Annotated in this window: 20 protein-coding genes and 1 tRNA gene; 5 read left to right on the top strand and 16 right to left on the bottom strand. The window is 74.7% G+C overall.

The features are described 5' to 3' along the window. The 3 genes from KZX60_RS08605 to KZX60_RS08595 all read right to left on the bottom strand — a co-directional run bounded on the left by KZX60_RS08605 (position 1) and on the right by KZX60_RS08595 (position 3,468). Positions 1-960, bottom strand: a complete 960-nt coding sequence (locus KZX60_RS08605) for a WcbI family polysaccharide biosynthesis putative acetyltransferase (RefSeq protein WP_248117422.1) — start codon at positions 958-960, stop codon at positions 1-3. Positions 961-1,057: 97 nt separating this feature from the next. After that, entirely contained in the window at positions 1,058-2,398 is a 1,341-nt protein-coding gene (locus tag KZX60_RS08600; RefSeq protein WP_248117420.1) for a glycosyltransferase, read from the bottom strand. Next, positions 2,395-3,468, bottom strand: coding sequence for a hypothetical protein (locus tag KZX60_RS08595; RefSeq protein ID WP_248117418.1), 1,074 nt, complete (start codon positions 3,466-3,468; stop codon positions 2,395-2,397). Before KZX60_RS08595 ends, KZX60_RS08600 begins: the two co-directional genes overlap by 4 nt. Positions 3,469-3,646: 178 nt before the next feature. Here KZX60_RS08595 and KZX60_RS12015 point away from each other — a divergent pair, with 178 nt between their 5' ends. After that, positions 3,647-5,692 carry a glycosyltransferase gene (locus KZX60_RS12015; protein ID WP_348983746.1) on the top strand — a complete coding sequence of 682 codons (2,046 nt, stop codon included), beginning with the start codon at positions 3,647-3,649 and terminating at the stop codon, positions 5,690-5,692. 13 nt (positions 5,693-5,705) lie between these two features. On the opposite strand, the gene KZX60_RS08580 is transcribed toward KZX60_RS12015, so the two are convergent. From KZX60_RS08580 to KZX60_RS08550, 7 genes are all read right to left on the bottom strand, one after another. Then, complete coding sequence (locus KZX60_RS08580) at positions 5,706-6,833, bottom strand: glycosyltransferase family 4 protein (protein WP_248117416.1); 1,128 nt, start codon at positions 6,831-6,833, stop codon at positions 5,706-5,708. Next, complete coding sequence (locus KZX60_RS08575) at positions 6,830-7,885, bottom strand: glycosyltransferase (protein ID WP_248117414.1); 1,056 nt, start codon at positions 7,883-7,885, stop codon at positions 6,830-6,832. Before KZX60_RS08575 ends, KZX60_RS08580 begins: the two co-directional genes overlap by 4 nt. Positions 7,886-8,117: 232 nt before the next feature. Beyond that, positions 8,118-8,190 (bottom strand) — tRNA-Ala (locus KZX60_RS08570). Beyond that, a complete protein-coding gene (locus KZX60_RS08565) occupies positions 8,181-8,684 on the bottom strand; it encodes a VanZ family protein (RefSeq protein ID WP_248117413.1) in 504 nt (167 codons plus the stop codon). The genes KZX60_RS08570 and KZX60_RS08565 overlap by 10 nt, the downstream gene beginning before the upstream one ends. Before the next feature lie 63 nt (positions 8,685-8,747). Continuing rightward, positions 8,748-9,413: an LUD domain-containing protein gene (locus tag KZX60_RS08560; protein WP_248117411.1), complete on the bottom strand. Its 666-nt coding sequence runs from the start codon at positions 9,411-9,413 to the stop codon at positions 8,748-8,750. Beyond that, positions 9,410-10,927 carry a LutB/LldF family L-lactate oxidation iron-sulfur protein gene (locus KZX60_RS08555; RefSeq protein ID WP_248117409.1) on the bottom strand — a complete coding sequence of 506 codons (1,518 nt, stop codon included), beginning with the start codon at positions 10,925-10,927 and terminating at the stop codon, positions 9,410-9,412. The genes KZX60_RS08560 and KZX60_RS08555 overlap by 4 nt, the downstream gene beginning before the upstream one ends. Next, the gene (locus KZX60_RS08550; protein ID WP_248117407.1) at positions 10,924-11,748 is read right to left on the bottom strand and encodes a (Fe-S)-binding protein; all 825 of its coding nucleotides are present in this window, start codon (positions 11,746-11,748) and stop codon (positions 10,924-10,926) included. The genes KZX60_RS08555 and KZX60_RS08550 overlap by 4 nt, the downstream gene beginning before the upstream one ends. A gap of 287 nt (positions 11,749-12,035) precedes the next feature. Here KZX60_RS08550 and KZX60_RS08545 point away from each other — a divergent pair, with 287 nt between their 5' ends. Beyond that, positions 12,036-13,700: an L-lactate permease gene (locus KZX60_RS08545; RefSeq protein ID WP_248117405.1), complete on the top strand. Its 1,665-nt coding sequence runs from the start codon at positions 12,036-12,038 to the stop codon at positions 13,698-13,700. A gap of 113 nt (positions 13,701-13,813) precedes the next feature. Next, positions 13,814-14,530, top strand: a complete 717-nt coding sequence (locus tag KZX60_RS08540) for an FCD domain-containing protein (RefSeq protein ID WP_248117403.1) — start codon at positions 13,814-13,816, stop codon at positions 14,528-14,530. A gap of 34 nt (positions 14,531-14,564) precedes the next feature. On the opposite strand, the gene KZX60_RS08535 is transcribed toward KZX60_RS08540, so the two are convergent. Beyond that, positions 14,565-15,017 (bottom strand): DUF456 domain-containing protein, encoded by a 453-nt coding sequence (locus KZX60_RS08535; protein WP_248117445.1) that lies wholly within the window; start codon positions 15,015-15,017, stop codon positions 14,565-14,567. Between the two features lie 106 nt (positions 15,018-15,123). Continuing rightward, positions 15,124-15,597, bottom strand: a complete 474-nt coding sequence (locus tag KZX60_RS08530) for an Lrp/AsnC family transcriptional regulator (protein ID WP_248117401.1) — start codon at positions 15,595-15,597, stop codon at positions 15,124-15,126. A 115-nt stretch (positions 15,598-15,712) separates the two neighbouring features. Here KZX60_RS08530 and ald point away from each other — a divergent pair, with 115 nt between their 5' ends. Further along, entirely contained in the window at positions 15,713-16,855 is a 1,143-nt protein-coding gene (ald, locus tag KZX60_RS08525; protein ID WP_248117399.1) for an alanine dehydrogenase, read from the top strand. A gap of 82 nt (positions 16,856-16,937) precedes the next feature. On the opposite strand, the gene pdxT is transcribed toward ald, so the two are convergent. The 4 genes from pdxT to KZX60_RS08505 all read right to left on the bottom strand — a co-directional run bounded on the left by pdxT (position 16,938) and on the right by KZX60_RS08505 (position 20,918). After that, positions 16,938-17,603, bottom strand: a complete 666-nt coding sequence (gene pdxT / locus KZX60_RS08520) for a pyridoxal 5'-phosphate synthase glutaminase subunit PdxT (RefSeq protein ID WP_248117397.1) — start codon at positions 17,601-17,603, stop codon at positions 16,938-16,940. 39 nt (positions 17,604-17,642) lie between these two features. Further along, positions 17,643-18,755, bottom strand: coding sequence for a hypothetical protein (locus KZX60_RS08515; RefSeq protein WP_248117395.1), 1,113 nt, complete (start codon positions 18,753-18,755; stop codon positions 17,643-17,645). A 239-nt stretch (positions 18,756-18,994) separates the two neighbouring features. Next, positions 18,995-19,939 carry a pyridoxal 5'-phosphate synthase lyase subunit PdxS gene (pdxS, locus tag KZX60_RS08510; RefSeq protein ID WP_282442730.1) on the bottom strand — a complete coding sequence of 315 codons (945 nt, stop codon included), beginning with the start codon at positions 19,937-19,939 and terminating at the stop codon, positions 18,995-18,997. A 133-nt stretch (positions 19,940-20,072) separates the two neighbouring features. Next, entirely contained in the window at positions 20,073-20,918 is an 846-nt protein-coding gene (locus KZX60_RS08505) for a CoA ester lyase (protein WP_248117393.1), read from the bottom strand. Positions 20,919-21,011: 93 nt separating this feature from the next. On the opposite strand from KZX60_RS08505, the gene KZX60_RS08500 reads away from it, so the two are divergent. Further along, the gene (locus KZX60_RS08500) at positions 21,012-22,115 is read left to right on the top strand and encodes a hypothetical protein (RefSeq protein ID WP_248117391.1); all 1,104 of its coding nucleotides are present in this window, start codon (positions 21,012-21,014) and stop codon (positions 22,113-22,115) included. Positions 22,116-22,155: the final 40 nt, after the last annotated feature.

The following is a 22,155-nucleotide window of genomic DNA, read 5'->3' as shown; positions in this document are numbered from 1 at the left end:
TCAGCCCGCCAGTCCGAGCAGGCGCAGCTGGTCCGCGTACTTGCGCATCCCGACCTCGACGGCCAGCGGGTTCTGCGCATACCACTCGAGATGCATCTGGCGCATCTGCTCGTCCGGGATGAGCTCCCCGCCCACGCTCCAGTCCTCCGTGGGCTCGGCTTCGAGCTCGAGGGCCTCCACCACCGAGGTGTGCAGCGGCGCGCGGACGCCGCCGAGCAGCACGCGCGTCTCCGGCACGGGCTGGACCTGCACCTCGAAGGGGAACTGCTCCGCCGTGCGCTCGGCGACGCGCGTGAGCACCACATTGGTGGGGTGGTTCACCGTGTAGAAGCCGGTGCCGCGCTCCGCCGCCACGATGTCCGCCATGCCGACGGTGCGCTTGGCCTCCTCGCGGGCACGCAGCGCCTGGACGGACGCCGCCGCGGCCGCGCGCAGGGCCTCGGGGGCCACCTCGCGGCGCTGGCCGGTGGCGGCCTCGGCGAGCACGCGGAGGTCGTGGTAGGGGACGACGGGCGGGTCCTCGCCTGGCCGCTCGGCGGCGCCGGGTGCGAACTTCCAGTTGCGCAGGGTCACCTGCCACGGGAAGCGCGAGGTGTCGTAGACCACCGGGATCCGGACCACCGGGGCATCCTCGGGCAGCTGCGCGATCAGCTGCTCCGTGCCGATCGGCATGCCGCGGTAGTCGTGGGGGATGGGCTGCGTGACGAGGGCGCGGGTGCGGGTCAGCAGGCGCTCGAGGTGCTCCACCTCGTCCGGCTGGATCTCGAAGGCCGGCGGGACGCGCACCGTGTTCAGCCCGGAGTCACCGAGCATGGCCGTGCCCGGCTCGCCGCCGAGCAGCCGCCGGTACGACTCCGCCTGGCAGTTGCCCCACACGAGCAGCAGGTCCCCCTCCGGCAGGTCCTCGAGCCCGTAGAAGTGCCCGTAGTGCCGCAGCCGGCCCTCGTCCCAGTTCGCCACGTGCGTGCCTCCGTCGTCAGATCATGGTGCTCGGAGCGGTCCTGCGGGCTCCGTCCCGCCTCGAGGCTATCGAGACGGCGCGTCCGCCGCCAGCGGTTCAGCCCCAGCCGCCCCACCAGGCCTCGAGGTCCGGCTCGGCCTCCACCGCGCGCCAGCCCAGATCCGCCGCGCGGACCCGCAGCGTCCGCGCCGGCGGGACGGCCCCCTCGCGGTGCTCGCGCCACCGCGCGCGGGAAGAGGTCAGCGTTGCGAGGACGTCGCCCGCCTCGTCGGTCACCTCCACGCGCTCCACGCCGTCCCGCTCCAGCCTCAGCAGCAAGTCCGAGGCGTCCTTCGGCACAGGGCGCGCGCCGGGCTCGGCCGGGCGCACCGGCGCCGCGACGTCGACGCCCCAGTCCGGGGCGGATCTCAGGGCCACGCGGGGGTCACTCGGCCCCGCCGCATCCGGCTCCCCCGCAGGCGCCTCGAGCGCCACGCGCTCGTCGGTCAGGCAGGCCGCGGCGTCGTCGCCCAGCGCCCCGCGCACGAGGAGCCGGGCGCTCGGGAACGCCTGCAGGAGGGCGTCCGCGCCCAGCACGGTGGCGGCGTCGCCGGCGGCCCCCAGCGTCACGGCCGCCCGTGCGGGGCGGTCCTCCCCGCCGAGCCCGAGGCTCAGCCCCCGTGCGGTGGGCGCGGCGATCCTCGGCGCGAGGACGAGGGCCTCGCGGTTCTTCACGCGCCTGGCCTCGGCCGGGTCCTCGCGGCCGCCGAAATCCTCCCCGGCCTGCCACGCGACGGCGCGCGGCTCGTACGCGAACGCTCCCCCGGCCCGCCACAGCCGGTGCGCGAGCTCCCAGTCCTCACCCCCGTAGCCGACGAAGGAGGGGTCGAAGCCGCCCGCGTCCTCGTAGACCTCGCGCGCCACCGTGAGCACCGCCGAGATGATGAACCGGTAGGACGTGGAGTCCGCACGCCGCAGGTCCTCGGAGTCGGCGTAGGCCTGCGCGAGCCACGCGGGCTCCTCCAGGCGCGCCCACTCCGGGACGGACTCCCCCGGCCGCCAGCCACCCGCCTCCAGCAGCCGCGGGTCCAGATGACGACGCCGTCCCACCACCACGGCCAGGCCGCTCGCCGCGGGCGCGGCGCACGCGGCGGTGAGGTAGCCGGGCTCGGGGAGCATGTCGCCGTCGAGGAAGGCCAGCACGGAGCCCTCGGCGGCCTGGACCCCCAGCGCGCGGGCCGCCGAGGCGCGGAAGCCGCGGTCCTCGTGGCGCACCACGGCGGAGGCGAAGGGCAGCTCCGCGGGGAGCGCGGGCGGCTCGGGCGAGCCGTCGTCGGCGATCACCACCTGCAGCCGGGAGGCCGGGTGGTCCTGCGCGGCGAGGGCCGCGAGGAGCCGGTCCAGGTCCGCCTGCGCCCGGTAGTAGGGCACCACCACGGAGACCTCGGGCGCGGTCATGCCCACCCGTGGACCGTGGCCCACACGTCCGCGAGCCGCCGCGCGCACGTCTCGGGGCCGGGCTCGAGGCTCGTGCCGGGCGCCAGCCAGGTGCGGCGGTGGTCCTCCACGGCCTCCGCGATGGCCTCGGCCAGCGCGTAGTCCAGGGGACCGGTGTCCACGCCGGTGACCCGCAGCGTGCCGGGCCGCAGGCGCGCCATCTCCTGGACGTACCGGCCGCTCGGCACGATCGGCCGGCGCCCCACGCCCATCCACGAGCCGAGCGAGCCGGACGCCGAGACGTTGCGGTGCGCGGCCAGCGGGATGCCCGCGGCCAGCAGCGCGACGTCGGAGAGCTCGTCCGGCACGAAGCCCGTGGCGCGGAACTCCAGCCCGCGGTCCCGCGCGCTCTCGCGCAGCTCCCGCACGAGGCGGTCGTGGCCCGCGGAGACCGGGCCGAGCGCGGTCACGCGGCGCGGCGCCCCGCTGCCCGGGCCCCACTGGCGGTGCAGCTCGGCGAGGGCGTCCAGCGCCACGGCGTGGCCCTTGCCCGGGTAGAGGAAGCCGAACACCACCACGTCGTCCTCGAGCCCGGCCAGGTGCTCCGGCAGCTCCGGCCGCGTGTCGGAGAGCATGGCGCGGCGGTCCTCCACGGGCAGCGGCACCACGTGCACGGCCACGTCCACGATGTCGTCCAGCAGCGCCCGCTCGTGCTCCGAGGAGACCACGACGCCGGCCACGTGCCGCGCGATCCGCGCGTAGGCCTCGGCGCGCCGCCGGAAGCGCTCCTCGCCCTCGGCGGCCTGGGGGATGTCGTGCAGGGTGAGCGTCACCGCCGGGGGCAGCACCTCGAGCAGGCAGTCGGCCGCCGCGGCGGGCGAGGGCCCGAACAGCGCGTCCGTCACGTCCAGGTGGACCGCCCGGCCGTCGTCGACGGCGTCCCGGAGGACCCCGGCGAGCCCCAGGAAGTCGGAGGAGTCCGTGGCGTGCAGGGGCTCGACGTCCGCGCCGAGCCCCTGGAGGGTGCGCCGCGTGGCGGCTCCGTGGCGCGTCACGCCGTGCTCGTCGGGACCCACGGTCGCGTACAGCACGCGCCCCCTCGCCTCCGGCTCCATCGTCACTGTTCCTCACGTGGTGGAATGGTGGTCTGCGCGGTGGCGTCGACTCAGGGAGTCGTGCCGGCCCACCGCCCAGGCCAGCCTACGACGTGAGCGGACCCGCGGGGGGACGCAGACACGCCGCTTCCACCGCCGTCCGAAAGCCACCGCCGTGACCCTCACCGTGCAGCACGTGCCCGCCGGGCACCCCTACAGCCGCGCCGTGCGTCCGCTGGACGCCTCCGCGGCCCCGGACGTGGAGTTCTGGCCGGACCCTCCCGTCCCCGGCGCGCCGGAGCACCAGTGGTGGCCGCCCCAGGCGCTCGACGCGCGCTGGCTCGCCGAGCACCGCCCGGACGTGCTGCACGTGCACTTCGGCTTCGAGCACCGCACCCCGGACGAGCTCGCGGCGGCCATGGACGCCCAGCACGCGCACGGCGGGGCCGTGGTGGTCACCGTGCACGACCTCGAGAACCCGCACCTGACGGACCAGACCCTGCACCGGCGGCGCCTGGCCGTGCTCCTGGAGGCCGCCGACGCCGTGTTCACCCTGACCCCCGGCGCGGCCGACGCGGTGGCCCGCGACTACGGGGTGCGGGCCCACGTGGTGCCGCATCCGCACATCGTCCCGCTCGACGCCCTCGCCGAGCTCGCCCCGGCGGACCCCGCCCCCGCCCCGGACGACGCCGGCCCCGCCGCCGGCGAGGACGACGAGGAGGAGCGCGCCGCCGTCGCCCCCGCCCGCCTCCTGGTGCACGCGAAGGACCTGCGCGCCCAGGTGGACCCCGTGGGGTTCCTGCCCACGCTCGCCGCCGCCGTCGGGATGCTGGACGAGCGCGGCCTGGAGACCCACGTGATCGTGGAGGTGCAGGACTCGGTGCGCAGCGAGGCGGACCTGGAGCGCCTGCGGGAGGGCTGCGAGCACCACGGCTTCGAGCTGTGGCAGCACGCCCGCCTGGCCGATCCCGAGCTGCACGCCCTGCTGCGCCGCGTCGCCGTGTCCGTGCTGCCCTACCGCACGGGCACGCACTCGGGCTGGGTGGAGATGTGCCGGGACCTCGGGGTGCCGGTGGCCGTGGCGGACGTCGGGCACATCGCGGACCAGGCGCGCGCGTGGGTCTCCCCGGACACGCTCGCCGCGTTCGACCGGCAGGACGCGGACTCCCTCGCCGACGCCCTCGAGCGGCTCCTCCGCGGCCGGCACCGGCTGCGCCCGGTGCCGGTGGCCGCGCGCGCGCGCCAGCGCCGCCGCGTGGCCGCCACCCACGTGGCCGCCTACCGCGAGGCGTGGGCGCGCCGGCACGGCACCCTGAAGACGGTCTCCGTGCTGGTGATCACCGGCCACCGGGACGCTCACCTGGCCCGCCTCCTCGCGGGCCTGGAGCGCTCGGCGCGCCGCCCTGAGCAGGTGGTGGTCGTGTTCATGGACCAGCCCGACGGGGACGTGCCCGCCACGGGCCTGGACGTCACGGTCGGCCACGTGGCCGGCCGGGGCGGACTGCCGCTCGCGGAGGCCCGCAACGCCGCCGCCGCGCTGGCCACGGGCGAGGTGCTCGTGTTCCTCGACGTGGACTGCATCCCCGCCGCGGACACCGTGGGCACGCTCACCTCGGAGGTGGCCGCGCATCCGGGCTCCGTGGTGATGGGCACGCCGCGCTACCTCGGTGCCGGCTGGACCGCCACGCTGCCGTCCGCGGGCACCCTCGGGGACGCGGGCGGCGAGCCCGGCACCGCGTCCCCGCCCCTCACCGACGGCGCCCTGCGCCGCCTCTCCGTGCCCCACCACGGGCGCGCCCACCTGACGGCCGGCCCCTCGGAGGAGTGGCACCTGGTGTGGACGCTCGTGCTGGCGATCGCGCGGTCCGACCTCGAACGGATCGGCGGCTTCGACGCGGGCTTCTCCGGCTACGGCGCCGAGGACACCGACATCGCCTTCCGCGCCCGCGACGCCGGGCTGCGGCTGCGCTTCAGCCCCGCCGAGGTGTTCCACCAGCACCACGGCGTCTTCTCCCCTCCGGTGAACCACCTCGAGGACATCCTGGTGAACGCGAAGCGGTTCCGTGCCGTGCACGGCCGGTGGGCCATGGAGGGGTGGCTGCGCGCCTTCGCGGAGGCCGGCCTGATCGCGTGGGATCCCGCGGGCGAGCGGCTCGAGCTGCTGCGCCGCCCGGGCCCCGAGGAGCTCGCCGCCGCCCGCCGGGAGGACGCCGCGTACTGAGCCCTCGGCCCGCTCAGGCCAGCGCCGCCTCCACCGCGTCCTCCCAGCGGCGGCGGTACTCCGCCGGATCCACGAGGAGGGCGGCGGCCAGGCGGTCCGCGGCGGACGGGTCCGCGAGGGCCCGCTCCACGGCCCCGGACCAGTCCGCGTCCGGGTCCTCCCACGCGCACCACGGCACGCCCGCGGCGCGCTCGGCGGCCCGGGCGAAGAACAGCTGCTCGGCGAAGGGCCGCGGCTCGGGCGCGAGCACCACGGGGCGGCCGGAGCGGGCCGCGTCCACGCTCGCGTTGTGGCCCGCGGACACCACCACGACGTCGGCCTCGGCCGCCCGCACGGGGACGTCGGGCGCCCAGCCGTGCAGGCGCACGTTCCCCGGCAGGCCGGCCGCGCGCGCGACGTCGGCGGGCTCGCCCGCCCCCGCCTCGCCGTCGGCGGCGGGCCGGGCGGCTGTGGCCTCGACTCCGGCGACGGGCCCGTAGACGTCCCACGTCGCGTGCGGGACCGCGGCGGCGGCCCGGGCGAGGGCGGCCGTGCTCACCCCTCCCCCGCCCGTGCCGGTGATGACACCGACGCGCGGACGGGCCGCGCCCGTCGTCGCCGCCGCGGCGCCGAGGCGGCCCGTGACGTCCGGGACGCCCAGGTGGGTGGTGCGCGCACCGTGGACGGCCTGCCACGCGGGGTCCTCGAGCGTGACCCCGTAGTGGGCGATCAGCCGGTCGGCCTCGGCGTAGACGAGCTCGTGGGCGGGGTCGGTGCGGTCGCCGTGCATGCGCCGGTGGATCACCGGGTAGCCCGCCAGGCGCAGGAACAGGGCGGCCTCCACGGAGACGTCCACGACGCACACGTCCGGCTCCGCCTCCTGCGCGGCGGCGAGCAGGGCGGCGAAGCGCGCGCGGATCACCGGGCCGGCGGGCGTGTGGTGCAGAAGCGAGCGCGCGGGCTGGACGTGCCCGTCCACGAGGTCCGTGGGCAGCGGGACGAGACGGGTCCCAGCGGGGAGCATGTCCCCCGCGGCGGGATGCGCCGTCACCACCGTGACGCTGAACGCCCCTGTTCCCGCGAGGTTGGCCGCGTGCCGGACGTGCCCGGATCCGTGCTGGTGGGCGTAGTAGAGGACGCGCCGCCTGCCCCCGCCGGTCACGAGCGCGGCGCCTCGTGGTCCTCGACGACCTGCTCGAGCAGGTCGAGGTAGCCCTCCACCATGGTGTCCGAGCTGAAGCGGCGGGCCCAGGCCTTCACGCGGCCGCGGTCCTTGCGGCGGGCGTGGCGGATGGAGTCGGTGAGCGTCTCGGCGGAGTGGTGCACGGCGAGGTCGCCGGCCTGCGGGGCCACGATCTCGCCCATCGAGCCGGAGAGCAGCGCCGCCACGGGGACCCCGAGCGCCATGGACTCCACCGTGGCCAGGCCGAACGGCTCGGCCCACAGCGGCGTGGAGAGGTACACCTCGCCGGTGGCCAGCATGTCCGGCAGCGTGGAGTGGTCCAGGTGGCCGTGGTAGACGGTGTCCTCGCCCAGGCGGGGCAGGATCACGTCGTCGTAGTACGCCTGGTCGGAGATCGGCCCGGCGAAGTGCAGCTCCATGCCGGCGCCGCGGGCGGCGTCGATGGCGATGTGCAGGCCCTTCTCCCCCGTGATGCGCGCGGCCCACACGGCGCGGCCCGGCACGGGTGCGGCGTCGCTGACCCACTTCTGCAGCTCGATCCCGTTGGGCACCACGTCCACGCGGGGCAGGCGGTGCTGCCAGGCGATCGCGTTGGACGCGGAGACGGACGCCCAGCGGTGATGCTTCGGGGCGGTCCACCCGGGCTCGTCGAGGACGCGGAGCACGCGGTTCAGCGTGGCCGGGGTGTGGAGCACGGTGAGCATCGGTGCGGAGCGCATGCGCTGCAGCGGCACCGGGGTGAGGGAGTTGTTGAGCACGACGTCGGCGTCCGAGGCCAGCACGGCGTCGCAGGCCGCCTCCATCGCGCGCTCGCGCATGGCGACGGCCTCGTCGCCGTCGCCCATGGCGCCCTCCTTCGCCAGGACCGGGATGAACTCACCCGGCACCTGGGTGCCCTCCCGGCCGTACACGCGGACGTCATGGCCGCGGCGGACGAGGTGCTCCACGGTGAGGGCCGTGTGCATCTCGAGGCCGCCGGCGTACGGCGAACGGATGGGATGGAGCATGTGGGTGAGCACCGCGATGCGCATGGGCGGCCCCCTCTCGGCCCGGTGAGGGGCGACGACGCGCCCGGGAAGGGCGGCTGGCGAACAGACGTACGGGCCGACTGTACTGGCGCGCGGGGCGCGCGGAAAGTACACGAGGGCGGGGTCTGTCAAGGGGTCCGGGAGAGTGATCCGGATCCCCTTCCCGCCGGGCTCGGCCGCGGAACGAGAAAGTCCCGGTCCGCCATCCGTGAGGATCGCGGGCCGGGACGGTCCGTGGAGCTAAGGGGAATTGAACCCCTGACCTTTTCATTGCGAACGAAACGCTCTACCAACTGAGCTATAGCCCCAGGTCATGCCCTCTGCTCGAGGACACCGTAGAAGCATACTCCTGCCGTGCACGATCCTCCAATCGGGTCGCACGGCATCCGCGCCGGCGCCCGCCTCCCGGCACGGCCCGCCGGCGCATCGCCCGCCCGACGGCGGCGCCCAGCGCCACCCCCGTGAGGTCCGCCGCCACGTCCCACGGATCCGCGCTGCGGTGCGGCACGAGGGTCAGCTGGAGGACCTCGGACACGGGCGCGTGGGCGGCGAGCGGCACGAGCCAGCCGGCCGGGAGCCGGGCGGCGGCGATCAGGGCGGCTGGTGCCGCGAAGATCGCCGCGTGGATCGCCTTGTCCAGGCCCGGCATCTCGAACCCGGCGCTCGGCACGGCCTGGCCCGGAAGGTAGAGGACCACGAGCTGGAGGAGGAGGGCGAGCGCCAGCGCGAGGGGCAGCGGGGTCCGACGGCGGCGGTGCGGCTCGGTCGCGGCGGGCTCGGCGTGGGCGGGGACGGGCGGCATCCGCCCACTGTAGGGCGCGGGCCACACCCGTCCCCGCCGTGCCGCCCGCGGCCGGGAGCGCGGTCAGGCCGCGCCGGTGTCCAGGAGGATCACGTCCAGACGTCGCGGGCCGTGGACGCCCTCGACGCGGACGAGCTCGATGTCCGAGGTGGCAGAGGGGCCCGAGATCATCGTGATCACGGCCGTCGGCGGGACGCGCTCGAGCGCCTCCGGGATGAGCTCCACCACCGACTCGACGGGCACGACGCACACATGGTGGTCGGGCACCAGGCTGAGCGCCCGGCGACCCTCGCCGGGGCGGCCGGTGAGGAAGATCGTGCCGGTCTCGGAGCAGGTCACCGTGGAGCCGGTGACGACGGCGTCGAGCCCGTCGAGCGCGCGGACGGTGAGCGGCTCGCCGGCGGCGCCGTCCACGAGGCGCTCGCGCCCCGCGGCGTGGTCGTCGGCGGGCAGCCACGCGGGGTCCAGCCCCGCGGGGGCCACGTAGCGCGCTCCCGCGCCGAGCAGGGCGCCGATCCGGGCACCCACCGTGGTGAGGTCCTCGCGGTGCACGCTCGCCTTGTAGTCCAGCAGGCGGTCCTCCAGCTGATGGAGGACGTCGGTCCGGCTCGCCTCGGAGTGGCGCCGGTAGGTCCGCTCCACGGGGTCCGGCGTCGGCCCGTCCTGCAGGGCCTCGCGGATGCGGCCGAGGATGGCGCTCTTCGCGTCGATGGGCTGGGGGGCGGTCATCGGTTCTCCTCGTCGTGCTCGTGTCCGTGCCTGCGCCACCACGTGCGGAAGGACTCCCGCGGTGGCGCGGGGACGTCGCGCTCGTCCGTCCAGTGGCCCGCGATGCCCGGCAGCCAGCCGAGCTTGCGGTCCGGCCCGGCGGCCAGGCGGCCGGCGGGCAGGCCACGCTCGGCCAGGCCCATGAGGGTCCCCGAGGACATGACCGTCTTCGCGCCGGCCATGAGCACGTCCATCTGCGAGGGGACGGGGACCCGGCTCTCCTCCCTCTTCCGGGCATGCGTGGCCATCACGTCCTCGTCGCGCAGATGGACGAGGATCTCCGGGATGTTGATCGCGACGGGGCAGACGTCATAGCAGGCGCCGCACAGCGAGGACGCGTAGGGCAGGGAGCCGTTCTCGCCCTCCTCGACGCCGGTGAGCTGCGGGGAGAGGATCGCGCCGATCGGGCCCGGGTACACCGAGCCGTAGGCGTGGCCGCCGGTCTGCTCGTACACGGGGCACACGTTCATGCACGCCGAGCAGCGGATGCAGTGCAGGGCGGAGCGTCCCTCGGGATCGGAGAGGACGGCCGAGCGCCCGTTGTCCAGCAGGACCAGGTGGAACTCCTGGGGCCCGTCACCCTCGGTGACGCCCGTCCACATCGAGGTGTAGGGGTTCATGCGCTCTCCGGTCGAGGAGCGCGGAAGCAGCTGCAGGAAGACCTCGAGGTCCTGGAACGTGGGGACGATCTTCTCGATGCCCATCACCGTGATGAGGGTGTCCGGGAGGGTCAGGCACATGCGGCCGTTGCCCTCGGACTCCACCACGGTGAGCGTGCCGCTCTCGGCCACGCCGAAGTTCGCGCCGGAGATCGCCACCGAGGTGGTGAGGAACTTCTCCCGCAGGTGGGCGCGTGCGGTGTTCGCCAGCTCGGACGGATCGTCCGTGAGGCCGGGATCCGCGGTGGGGATCTCCCGGAGGAAGATGTCCCGGACCTCGCCGCGGTTGCGGTGGATCGCCGGGACGAGGATGTGCGAGGGGCGGTCGTGCCCCAGCTGGACGATCAGCTCCGCCAGGTCGGTCTCCGTGGCAGCGACCCCCGCCTTCGCGAGGGCGGCCTCCAGGCCGATCTCCTGCGTGGCCATGGACTTCACCTTGATGACCTCGTCCACGCCCTTCGCCGTGACCAGGTCCGTGATGATGCGATTCGCCTCCTCCGCGTCCCGCGCCCAGTGCACCACGCCGCCGCGCTCCGTCACGTTCCGTTCGAACTGCTCGAGGAGCTCGGGCAGCTCGGCCATGACCCACTGCTTGAGGGCGGAGCCCGCCTGACGCAGCTCCGGCCAGTCCGGCAGCTCGTCCACGACGCGGCCGCGCTTCCCGCGGATCGTGTGGGTGGCGTGGCGGATGTTGGTGCGCATCTGGGCGTTGCCCAGCTCCTCGCGCGCGGAGGCGGGGAAGGGCGTCTCCAGCACGATGTCCCCCTGGCCGTGGACGCGGCGGACGGCGGGCATGCCGAGGCGGGTGCGGGTCATCGGACGGCCTCCTTCGGGATGGACAGCTCGACGGGGCCGGAGACGTCCAGCGGATGCTCCCGGGTGGCCGCGAGGATCTCGGCGAAGTGCAGGGTGGTGACGGGTCCGCCGTCGGGAGCCGTGGTGCCCCGCCGAGACATGGCGCCGCCGAGGTGGAGCAGGCAGGACGCGTCGCCGCCCGTGCAGACGGACGCGCCGGACCGCTCGACGTTCGCGATCTTCTCCTCGGCCATCGCCCCGGACACGTCCGGGTTCTTGAGCGAGAAGGTGCCGCCGAACCCGCAGCACTCCTCGGCGTCCGGCAACTCGCGGAAGTCGATGTCCGCCACCGAGCGCACGAGGTCCTTCTGCCGGTCGCCGAGCCGGAGCAGGCGCATGCCGTGGCAGGACGGGTGGTAGGTCACCGCGTGCGGGAACCACGAGTCGAGCTGGGCGGCCGCGTCGGTGACGCCGAGGACGTCGGTGAGCAGCTGGGAGAGCTCGTAGGTGCGCCCGGCCACCTCGGCGGCGTCGCGGGCGAGGCCCTCGTCCCCCACGCGACGCGCGACCATCGGCTGCTGGTGCCCCAGGGAGGCGACGCACGAGCCGGAGGGCGCGACGGCGACGTCGTACTCCGCGCGCTGGAAGGCGCGCACGTGGTTGCGGACCACGGGGACCGCATCGTCCAGGTAGCCGCTGTTGATGTGCATCTGGCCGCAGCAGCCCTGGCCCGGCGGGAAGACGACCTCGTGGCCGAGTCGTTCGAGGACGCGCACCGTGGCGAGTGCGACGCGCGGGTGCATGGCGTCCACGATGCACGTGGCGAACAGGGCGATCCTCATGAGCGGTCCCTCCGGGTCGGTCGATGTGTTCAGACCATATCAGGGCAGTGACGCGTCGCACAGGCCCACCCGATCCACGCCGACCCGGCCGGCCCCGGCGGGCAGGGTGCGTCCGCCGCAGGACGGGCACGGTCGCCACTGGACTCCCCCCTTGCGCCTGTGATGCACGCCATATAGCGTCTGCGGTCAGACCACAGTGGTCAGACCACAGTGGTCAGTCCACACGGATGCGAGACCTCGCGACCCCGCCCCACCCCGGCCCAGCGCCCCACCCCCAAGGAGAACGCGTGCCCACGTTCACCGCGACGACCGACGCGGTCGCCGGCAGCCTCGGCCTGTCAGCCCTGCTCGGCACCCTTCCGCTGATCACCTTCTTCGCGCTCCTGCTCGCGCTCAAGGCCAAGGCATGGCAGGCCGCCCTGGCCTCCCTGGCGGTGGCCCTGCTGGTGGCTGTGCTGGGATTCGGCATGCCCGCCGGACTGGCGCTCCTCTCCGCGACCCAGGGAGCGGTCTTCGGCCTCCTCCCGATCGTGTGGATCGTGGTGATGGCGCTGTGGTTCTACCAGGTCACGGTGCTCTCGGGCCGCTTCGAGGACATGCGCGCCATCTTCGACTCGGTCGGCGGAGGCGACGTCCGCATCCAGGCCGTCCTGATCGCGTTCTGCTTCGGCGGCATGCTGGAGGCGCTGGCCGGATTCGGCGCCCCGGTGGCCATCACGGCGACCATGCTGCTCGCCCTCGGCCTCCCGCCCCTCAAGGCCGCGACGGTCGTGCTGATCGCCAACACCGCCCCCGTGGCGTTCGGCGCGGTCGGCATCCCGATCACGACGGCCGGCCAGCTCACCGGCATCCCCGCGGCGCACATCGGTGCCGTCGTCGGCCACCAGGCCCCCTTCGTCGCCGTGCTCGTCCCGTTCCTGCTGGTCTTCCTGATCGACGGGGTCCGGGGCGTGCGGGAGACCTGGCCGGCACTGCTCGTGATCGGCGGCGCCTTCTCCGTCGGCATCTGGTGGTCCTCGACGCACTTCTCCTACGAGCTGACCGACGTCGTGGCCTCCCTGCTCGCGATGGCCGCCGCCGTCGTCCTGCTCCGGTTCTGGCGCCCCCAGGGCGCGGCCGCGGCCGGCCAGCGCCTCGGCGTGCGCACTCCGGCACGAACGGAGGCGCTCACCCCGGGCCGCGTGTGGATGGCGGTGCTGCCCTACCTGCTGGTGGTGGCCGTCTTCGGCGTGGCGAAGCTCTGGACGCTGGGGGTGGACGTGCCGAAGCTGCTGGCCTCCAGCAACGTGAAGATCCCGTGGCCCGGCCTGCACGGGAACCTCGTCGACGGGGCCGGCGCGGCCATCTCGTCGACGGTGTACTCGCTGCCGTGGCTGTCCTCTCCCGGAACCCTGCTGCTGATCACCGGCCTGCTGGTCGCCGCCGTCTACGCGGTCCGCGACGGAGGCGGCCGCTACCGCCTCTCCTTCACCGACGCCCTCGCCGAGATCGGCCGGTGCTTCTGGCGCATGCGGTGGTCCGGGCTGACGATCGTCCTGGTGCTCTCCCTCGCCTACGTCATGAACTTCTCCGGCCAGACCCTGGCCATGGGCACGGCCATCGCCGCCGTGGGCGGGGCCTTCGCGTTCTTCTCCCCGGTCCTGGGCTGGCTGGGCACCGCCGTGACCGGCTCGGACACCTCGGCCAACGCGCTCTTCGCCACCCTCCAGCAGACCGCCGCCGAGAACACCGGGCTGGACCCCACGCTCATGGTCGCCGCGAACACCTCGGGCGGCGTCGTCGGCAAGATGATCTCCCCGCAGTCCCTCGCCATCGCCGCCACCGCGGTCGGCATGGAGGGACAGGAGTCCAAGATCTTCCGCACGGTGGTGCCGTGGTCCGTGGGCCTGCTCCTGCTGGTCTGCCTGATCGTGTTCCTTCAGGCGACGGTGCTGCACGGCATGCTCCCGTGACCTCCTGCCGGACCGGCGCCGCCTGAGCGCGCCCGCAGGATCCACTATCCTGCGGGCACGGGTGCGCGGGGCCGCGCTCACCCCCGCCCCGTCCGCCCTGTCCAGGAGTCACCGTGCCCGCCCAGCCCTCGTACACCGTCATCCTCGACTGGCTGGAGGACGAGCTCCGCGGAGGCGGGCTCTCCGTCGGGGACAAGCTCCCGGGAGAGCGCGCCCTGGCCGAGCGCTTCGGGATCTCGCGGACCTCGGTCCGTGAGGCGACGCGCATGCTGGACGCCATGGGCCTGCTGCGGGCCTCGGCCGGCTCCGGCCCGAACGCCGGGACCATCCTGGTCTCCCAGCCCTCCGCGGCCCTCGCCTGGGCACTGCGCATGCACATCGCCACGCGGGCCCTGCCCATGGCGGACGTGGTCACCACGCGCGTCCTCCTCGAGACGGACGCCGCGCGGGCCGCGGCCCGCGCGGCCCAGGGGGCGGACGACGCCGCCCGCGCCGCCGCGCTCGACGACGCGGAGGCCCTCGTGGACCGGATGGACGACGAGGCCCTGCCCGCGGAGCAGTTCCACCGCCTGGACGCCGAGTTCCACGTCCTCCTCGCGTCGCTGGCCCGCAACGTGGTGGTGGAGACCGTCATGTCGTCGCTGCGCGAGGCGACCATCGGGTACGTCCAGGAGACCGTCGCCCTGCTCGACGACTGGCGGGACGTCCGGGCCGGACTCCAGCGGGACCACCGCGCGGTCCTGGCGCACGTCCGCGCTCGGGACGGGGACGCTGCCGCCGACGCCCTGCGCTCGCACATCCTGGGCTTCTACTCCCTCGCCGTTCGGTAGCCGGGCACCGGCGGGGCGTCGTGTGGGGGGGCGGTCAGGTGAGGGCGTGGACGATGATCCCGAAGCCCACCGAGGTGAGCGCGAACATCGCGCAGGTGAACTCCACGAGGATGCCGAGGCCCATCGCCTTGAGGGCGCTGACGGAGCTGGCCAGGGCGGCGCGGCCGTCCTTGAGGCGCGCCCACTGCGAGGCGAACAGGCCCACCGCGAAGCCGATGAACAGGCCGACCACGGGGACGACGAAGAAGCCGATGATCGCCCCGACGACGCCGGCCATGATCGGCCCGCGCGTCACCTTCTCCCGGCGCAGCGAGCGGCCCGTGAGCACGGCGGACGCGCTCAGGCCCGTGATCGCGAGGCCGGCCGCGATGATGCCGAACGTCCAGGAGGCACCGGACCCGAGGATCCAGGCCCATGCGAGGGACGTGACGAGGATGAGGATCGAGCCGGGCAGGATCGGGTAGACCGTGCCGACGACCCCGACCATGATCAGGAGGACGGCGAGGAGGGACACGACGATCGCAAGGGTGGTCACGGGTCCAGTATGGCGGGCCGGGTCCGCGTGCGGGGCGGTGTGAGCGGGCCGGGTCCGCTCAGCCCCGCTGCCAGGGCCACTCGCCGCGCTCGTGCCGGAACACGAGGGAGGTGCGGGTGGAGGCCACGGCCGGATCCGCCGAGAGGTTCTTGAGCACGAACCGGGAGACCTCCTCCGAGTCCGCGACCGCCACGTGGAGGAGGAAGTCCTCCTCGCCGCCGAGGAAGAACACCTGGAGCACGCCGGGCAGCGCGCGCATCTGCTCGAAGAGCTCCTCCATGCGGTGGCGCGCCCCCGGGCGGATGCGCACGGAGATCAGCGCCACCAGGCCGTTCCCCAGGGCGGCCGGGTCCACCTCCACGGTGAAGCCGCGCACGGCGCCGGACGCGCGCAGCGCCTTGAGCCGGGCCAGGCACGTGGACGGCGCCACCCCGAGCTCCTCCGCGAGCGAGGCGTTGGTGCGGCGCGCGTCCTGCCGCAGCAGCTCGAGGAGCCGCCGGTCCACCCGGTCGAGGGACTGCAGATGCTTCATGGTTCGGGCCTCACTGTGAGCTGTGCGACGACGATTCTGTCCAATTCTGCCGTCTTCGCGCACGATCCTTCGGCACCTGGTCCGCAATGCCGTCGGGACGGCTAGATTCGCCGCCATGCTGATCGGAGTGCCCACAGAGGTCAAGAACAACGAGTTCCGCGTCGCCCTCACGCACAGCGGCGTCCTGGAGCTGGTCCGCCGCGGCCACGAGGTCCTGGTGCAGACGGGGGCCGGCGTCGGCTCCGGCATCCCGGACGAGGCCTACGCCGAGGCGGGCGCCCAGCTCGTCGGGAGCGCGGACGAGGTCTGGGAGCGCGCGGAGCTCGTGCTGAAGGTCAAGGAGCCCGTGGCCGAGGAGCACCACCGCCTGCGCCGCAGCCAGGTCCTCTTCACCTACCTGCACCTCGCCGCCGATGCCGAGGGCACCCGCGCCATCCTGGACTCCGGCACCACCGCCATCGCCTACGAGACCGTGACCCGCGGCCGTGCCCTGCCGCTGCTGGCCCCGATGTCCCAGGTGGCCGGGCGCCTCGCACCCACGGCCGGCGCGTACCACCTCACCCAGGCGCAGGGGGGCTCCGGCGTGCTGCTCGGCGGCGTGCCCGGCACCCGCCGCAGCCGCGTGGCCGTGATCGGCGCGGGCGTCGCGGGCGAGAACGCGGCCGTCGTCGCCGCCGGCATGGGCGCGGACGTGACTGTGCTGGACATCAGCCTGGAGCGCCTCGCGCAGCTGGATTCCACCCACAACGGGCGCTTCCGCACGCTGGCCTCGAGTCACCTGTCCATCGCCGAGACCGTGGCGGACGCGGACCTCGTGATCGGCTCCGTGCTCATCCCCGGCGCCGCGGCCCCCAAACTGGTCACCGCAGAGATGGTGGAGGCCATGCGCCCGGGCTCCGTGCTCGTGGACATCGCAATCGACCAGGGCGGCTGCTTCGAGGGGTCGCACGCCACCACGCACCAGCACCCCACGTATCGCGTGGGCGAGCAGGTCTACTACTGCGTGGCCAACATGCCCGGGGCCGTGCCGCAGACCTCCACGGCCGCGCTCACCAACGCGACCCTGCCGTACATCCTGAAGATCGCCGATGCCGGCTGGCGCGCCGCGCTCTCCTCGGACGAGGGCTTCGCCACGGGGCTCAACGCCCATGAGGGCTCCCTCACCCTGCGCTCCGTGGCCGAAGCGCTCGCCGAGCCGCTCGGGCTGGACGCGGAGACGGACGTGCGCGTCACCGCGGACGTGCTCGCCGAGGCCTGATCCGACCGACGACGCGGGGCCCGGACGGTCTGATCCGTCCGGGCCCCGCGTCGTCCGGGCTCACTGCCCGAGAGCGTCCGGCTCAGAGCCCAGCGAGGAACTCCCGGTGGAAGGACCAGTCGCCGGTGACCTCGGGGTGGAAGCTCGTGGCGAGCAGGCGCCCCTGGCGCACGGCCACGGGCAGGCGCGCGTCGTCGTCGAGCCCCAGCCCCGCAGGGTCCACGGACAGGCGCGAGGCCGGCACGCTCGCCAGGACCTCGACGTCGGCGCCGGCGGCCAGGACCGCGGGCGCGCGGATGAACACGGCATGCACCGGGTCCGCCGAGACGGCGGGGATGGCGAGGTCCTCCTCGAACGAGTCCACCTGCGCGCCGAACGCGTTGCGCCGCACCGTGACGTCCAGGACGCCGAGACTGCCCTGGCCCGGGGCCGGGTTCTGGATCCCGTCCGCCAGCATGATGAGGCCGGCGCACGTGCCGTAGGCCGGCAGGCCAGCGCGGAGGACCGCGGCGAGCGTGGCCTTGAGCGCCATGATCCGCGCGAGCCGGTCCATCACGGACGACTCCCCTCCGGGCAGGACGATCCCGTCGAGCCCCTCGAGGTCGGCGGGGCGCCGCACCAGCCGGGTCTGCGCGCCGAGCGCCTCGAGGACGTGCACGTGCTCGCGGACGTCGCCCTGGAGCGCGAACACCCCGACGAGCCTCCCGTTGCTGGAACCCTGGTCGCCGTCCGGCCGCGTCGTCGTCATTCCCCTGATGCTAGCCCGCCCCCTCCCCCGAACGAGGTGTCACGAATCGTTGGTATCCGGGCCGCATTCCAACGATTCGTGACAATTCGTCTGCGCGGAGAGGACAGCGCCGCGGCGGAGGAGAGCGGCGCGCAGGTCGGCCGCCATCCGCTCGAACCCCGACGGCGTCCACACGTCCCCCGCTACCCGCAGACAGGTCCAGTCCGACGCCTCGAGACGGCGCACGCGGCTGATGTCCTCCCGGAACTGGGCGACGTCCGTGCGGTGGTGGTCGCCCTCGTACTCGAGGCACACGCGCGACTCCTCCCACACCAGGTCCGGCATGATCCACGACCCGCCCCGGAGCGTGACCCGCACGTTCATCCGCGGCTCCGGGAAGCCGGCCCCCACCAGCCGCAGCCGCAGCCGGCTCTCCGCGGGCGATCCGCTGCCGTCCCGCAGCAGCGGCAGCGCTGCCCGCATCAGGCGCACCCCGCGCACGTTCCGCCGCTTCCCGACGACGGCGGCCAGTTCCGCTCGCGTGCATCGCGGGTGCTCGCCGGGCTCCTCCCTGGCGGCCGCCCCGTGCGCGGACTGGAGCAGCGACTCCCCCGCCACCACGAGGTCCTCGAGGGCACGCTCCTCCACGAGGGGCGGGACGGACCGCGGGTCACCCCACGGGACGAGCTGTGTGGCCAGGTCAGTCCAGGTCCATGCCGCCGACGTCACGGGGACGCCCGCGAGACGGGTGACGGGGGCGGCCGGGGGAAGCGTGTGGGGACGGACGCCGCGAGGACGGGGGCGGCCGCCGGCATCGATGCGCTTGGACAGATGGAGCGGGGAGAGCGGGTCCAGCGCCGACGGCAGCCAGATCCCCCAGACCCACGCGGCGGTGGCGTGGGTGACCACAGCGTCCCCGGGCGTGAGGTCCGTCAGCGCTCGCAGGTGCCCGATCCGGTCGACGGGACCCGGTCCGATCGCCCGCAGACCCCACGCCGGGGCCGCGAGGTCGGACGCGCGCAGGCGCTGGGCCGTCGCACCGGCGGCCCGCAGAGCGCGGACGGTGGACACCGGTGCCGCGCCGGAGGTGAGCAGGCGCCGGGGCACGGGGGCGTCCTCGTGGTCGGGTGGTGGGGAGACGGCGGGCGGGAGCCGTCGAGGGGGACGGGTCATGCCCCCAGCGTGGCGACCGTCGCGCGCGAGGGGCGGGCCGTCGTCGTCGTCGGTGGACGAGGCGCGCCCGCTTGGCACGTGTGCAGGAGCAGCCCACCCCCACATACCCACCCCCACATACCCACACGCACCCACACACGCACCCGCACACGCAGACGAGGTGTCACGAAGTGTTGGTATCCGCGGCGGATACCAACACTTCGTGACACCTCGTTCGGAGGGAGGGGGGTGGGGTCAGCTCACCAGCCGCGCTCGGCCAGGCGGTGCGGGGCGGGCAGGTCCGCCACGTTGATGCCGACCATGGCCTCGCCCAGGCCGCGGGAGGCCTCGGCGATCGCGGCCGGGTCGTCGAACTGCGCGGTGGCCTTGACGATGGCCTCGGCGCGCTGGGCGGGGTTGCCGGACTTGAAGATGCCGGAGCCCACGAACACGCCGTCGGCGCCCATCTGCATCATCAGGGCCGCGTCCGCCGGGGTGGCCACGCCGCCCGCGGTGAACATGACGACCGGCAGGGTGCCGGTGGAGGCGACCTCGGCCACGAGCTCGTAGGGAGCCTGCAGCTCCTTGGCGGCCACGTACAGCTCGTCCTTGGCCAGGCCCTGCAGCGCCGCGATCTCCTTGCGGATGGTGCGGATGTGCTTCACGGCCTCGGAGACGTCGCCGGTGCCGGCCTCGCCCTTGGAGCGGATCATGGCCGCACCCTCGGTGATGCGGCGCAGCGCCTCGCCGAGGTTGGTGGCACCGCACACGAACGGCACGTCGAAGCCCCACTTGTCGATGTGGTTGACGTAGTCGGCCGGGGAGAGCACCTCGGACTCGTCGATGAAGTCCACCTTGAGGGACTGCAGGACCTGCGCCTCCACGAAGTGGCCGATGCGCGCCTTGGCCATCACGGGGATGGACACGGCCTCGATGATCCCGTCGATCAGGTCCGGGTCCGACATGCGGGCCACGCCGCCCTGGGAGCGGATGTCCGCGGGCACGCGCTCGAGGGCCATCACGGCGACGGCGCCGGCGTCCTCGGCGATGCGCGCCTGCTCGGGGGTGACCACGTCCATGATCACGCCGCCCTTGAGCATGTCCGCCAGGCCGCGCTTGACGCGGGTGGTGCCGGTGCCGCGCGCGCCGTCGTCGGCCGCGGAGGTGGTGGAGGCGGAGAAGCTTGCTGCGGGTGCGTCGCTCATGGGAGTCCTTCGAGGAGGCGGGATGCGGGAGATCCCGCCGCGGCCGGGCCGGGCGGGAAGCGGGGTCAACTCTAGTGGCCCGCGCACGACGGCGGCCACGGCGCCGGCCGCGGCACGTCACGCCGCGTGCCGCTCACGCGTTCCAGAGGCCGTACGAGTCCGCGAGGTCGGCGATCTTCTCCGCGCGCTTCAGGCGCGGCAGGTAGGAGCCGTCGCCCACGGCGGCGCCCGCCCTGTGCTTGTCCAGCAGGTCCTTGGCCCACGAGAGCTCGTCCTCGGACGGAGACAGGGCCCGGTTCACCCAGTCCACCTGGCCGCGGCTGAGCACGAGGCGCCCGGTCATCCCCATCGAGGCGGTCACGGCGCTGGACTCGCGCACGGAGTCCTCGGCGTCGGCGTTCCCCGGCGGGCCGTCGATCGCGCCGGGCAGCCGTCCCACGCGCGAGGCGATCACCATGCGGGAGCGCGCGTAGGCCATGGCCAGCGGGTCCTCGCCCACGCCCACGTCCTTGCGGAAGTCGTTGACGCCGAACGCGAGGCGGAACGTCCCCGGGGCCTTGGCCACCGCCGTGGCGTTCTCGATGCCCAGGGCGGACTCCAGCAGCGCGATCACGGGCGTGCCCGCGCGCAGGCGCATGGCCGTGAACGTGACCTGTTCGGGCTCCTCGGTCTCGGCGAGCACCACGCCGCGCACCCCGCTCAGGCGCGCGAGCGCCTCGAGGTCCCGGGCCCAGTGCTCGGTGGAGGCGGCGGAGATGCGCACCCACGCCGTCATGCCGCCGGAGAGGGCGTCCACCACGTTGGCGCGCGCCGCCTCCTTCTCCTCCTCGGGCACGGCGGCCTCGAGGTCGAGGATCACGGAGTCCGCCTCGGAGGCCAGGGCCGGCGCGAAGTCGTCGGAGCGGGCCGCGTTCACCAGCAGCCAGGAGCGGCTCAGCTTGGCGGGCAGGGCGGCGGCGCGGCGGTTTCTCACGGGCATGCCTCCAGCCTAGCCTCCCGGCAGGACGCGATTCCGGGGAGCGCTCTACCATGAGAGGGCTCACCCGACCCCGCCCCGACACCAGGAGCCCGCATGCGCCATCCCCTCGCCCTGCGGGCCGTCCTGCTGACCGGCCTGGGCATGCTGGCCGCCGTCGCCACCGGGTGCATGGCCGCGCCGTCCGAGCCCGCGGCCTCCTCCGAACCGGCCTCCTCCACCGGGGTGCCCGCCCCGGACGTGGCGGGCTACGCCCCGCTGACCGTCCACCTCGTGGTCCCGGCGGACGCCGCGCCCGAGGGAGTCTCGGGCCGCGCCTTCGGCTGCGGGGACCTGCTGGTCCCGGTGGAGACCTCCCCCGCCGACGCCCCGGACCGCGCCGCCTACGCCCTGGACTTCCTCCTCAGCGACGGACGGGGCTCCCACGGCGACCCGCCGCTCTACAACGAGCTCGTGGAGACGGGCAGCACCCTCGTCTCGACGGGGCATCGCCGCGAGGGCGACACCGAGGTGTTCACGTTCTCCGGCACGCTGAGCACGGAGGGCGAGTGCTCCGCCGCGCGCGTGCGGGCGCAGCTGCAGGAGACGGCCCGCGCCCAGACGGACGCCGCCCACGTGCGCCTCGAGGTGGACGGCCGGGACCTCGACGAGCTCCTCGGCCTCGCCCCGCTCGCCCTCGGCCCGGAGCCCTCGGCCTCCCCCGACGACGACGCGGCGGCCTCCGCCGGCGCCTCGCCGTCACCGACGGAGACGGCGGCGCAGGACGGCTCCGCCGAGCAGGCCTCCTCGTCCGTTCCCCCGGCGACTGCCTCCGCGACGCCGACCGTGGAGGCCTCCCGGACCCCGGAGACCGCGGAGACGGCGCCCTCGGCCGCCGAGACGTCGACGCCGGCCGCGGAGGGGGCTGCCGGGACGGAGGGTGCGGCGGGGACGGAGGAGACGCCGGGAGGCACCGGCGCCGGCGGCCCGGGCTCCACGTCTGAGGGCTCCACCGCGGAGAACTCCTGGGCTCCCTCCTCCAGGTCCTCGTGGGCGTCCACCGCGTCCTCCTCCGCCTCCGTGGCGGATCGGGCCGAGGGCACGTCGCCCGCGGGCGCCGCGGGGGAGGAAGCCGCGTCGACCACCGTCGGCACCCCCGGGGCGGGAGCGGCGGAGGGCGCCGCGACGTCGGGAGCGGCGGAGACCCCCACCACCCCCTGACCGCCCCGGTGAACCGCGTGCCCCTCCCCTGTCCGGCGGG

It is taken from the genome of Micrococcus sp. EYE_212, from assembly GCF_023147585.1.
Taxonomy (GTDB): domain Bacteria; phylum Actinomycetota; class Actinomycetes; order Actinomycetales; family Micrococcaceae; genus Micrococcus.
Note: the sequence above shows the minus strand (reverse complement) of the source record. Positions and strands in the feature narration are given on the sequence as shown.

What these genes read in the sequence shown, in the direction of transcription:
- KZX60_RS08600 (WP_248117420.1), bottom strand. Translation starts at nt 2,398, where the DNA reads ATGACCGCGCCCGAGGTCTCCGTGGTGGTGCCCTACTACCGGGCGCAG.
- KZX60_RS08575 (WP_248117414.1), bottom strand. Translation starts at nt 7,885, where the DNA reads ATGCGCATCGCGGTGCTCACCCACATGCTCCATCCCATCCGTTCGCCG.
- KZX60_RS08565 (WP_248117413.1), bottom strand. Translation starts at nt 8,684, where the DNA reads ATGCCGCCCGTCCCCGCCCACGCCGAGCCCGCCGCGACCGAGCCGCAC.
- KZX60_RS08560 (WP_248117411.1), bottom strand. Translation starts at nt 9,413, where the DNA reads ATGACCGCCCCCCAGCCCATCGACGCGAAGAGCGCCATCCTCGGCCGC.
- KZX60_RS08555 (WP_248117409.1), bottom strand. Translation starts at nt 10,927, where the DNA reads ATGACCCGCACCCGCCTCGGCATGCCCGCCGTCCGCCGCGTCCACGGC.
- KZX60_RS08550 (WP_248117407.1), bottom strand. Translation starts at nt 11,748, where the DNA reads ATGAGGATCGCCCTGTTCGCCACGTGCATCGTGGACGCCATGCACCCG.
- KZX60_RS08535 (WP_248117445.1), bottom strand. Translation starts at nt 15,017, where the DNA reads ATGGTCGGGGTCGTCGGCACGGTCTACCCGATCCTGCCCGGCTCGATC.
- KZX60_RS08530 (WP_248117401.1), bottom strand. Translation starts at nt 15,597, where the DNA reads ATGAAGCATCTGCAGTCCCTCGACCGGGTGGACCGGCGGCTCCTCGAG.
- ald (WP_248117399.1), top strand. Translation starts at nt 15,713, where the DNA reads ATGCTGATCGGAGTGCCCACAGAGGTCAAGAACAACGAGTTCCGCGTC.
- pdxT (WP_248117397.1), bottom strand. Translation starts at nt 17,603, where the DNA reads ATGACGACGACGCGGCCGGACGGCGACCAGGGTTCCAGCAACGGGAGG.
- KZX60_RS08515 (WP_248117395.1), bottom strand. Translation starts at nt 18,755, where the DNA reads ATGACCCGTCCCCCTCGACGGCTCCCGCCCGCCGTCTCCCCACCACCC.
- pdxS (WP_282442730.1), bottom strand. Translation starts at nt 19,939, where the DNA reads ATGAGCGACGCACCCGCAGCAAGCTTCTCCGCCTCCACCACCTCCGCG.
- KZX60_RS08505 (WP_248117393.1), bottom strand. Translation starts at nt 20,918, where the DNA reads ATGCCCGTGAGAAACCGCCGCGCCGCCGCCCTGCCCGCCAAGCTGAGC.
- KZX60_RS08500 (WP_248117391.1), top strand. Translation starts at nt 21,012, where the DNA reads ATGCGCCATCCCCTCGCCCTGCGGGCCGTCCTGCTGACCGGCCTGGGC.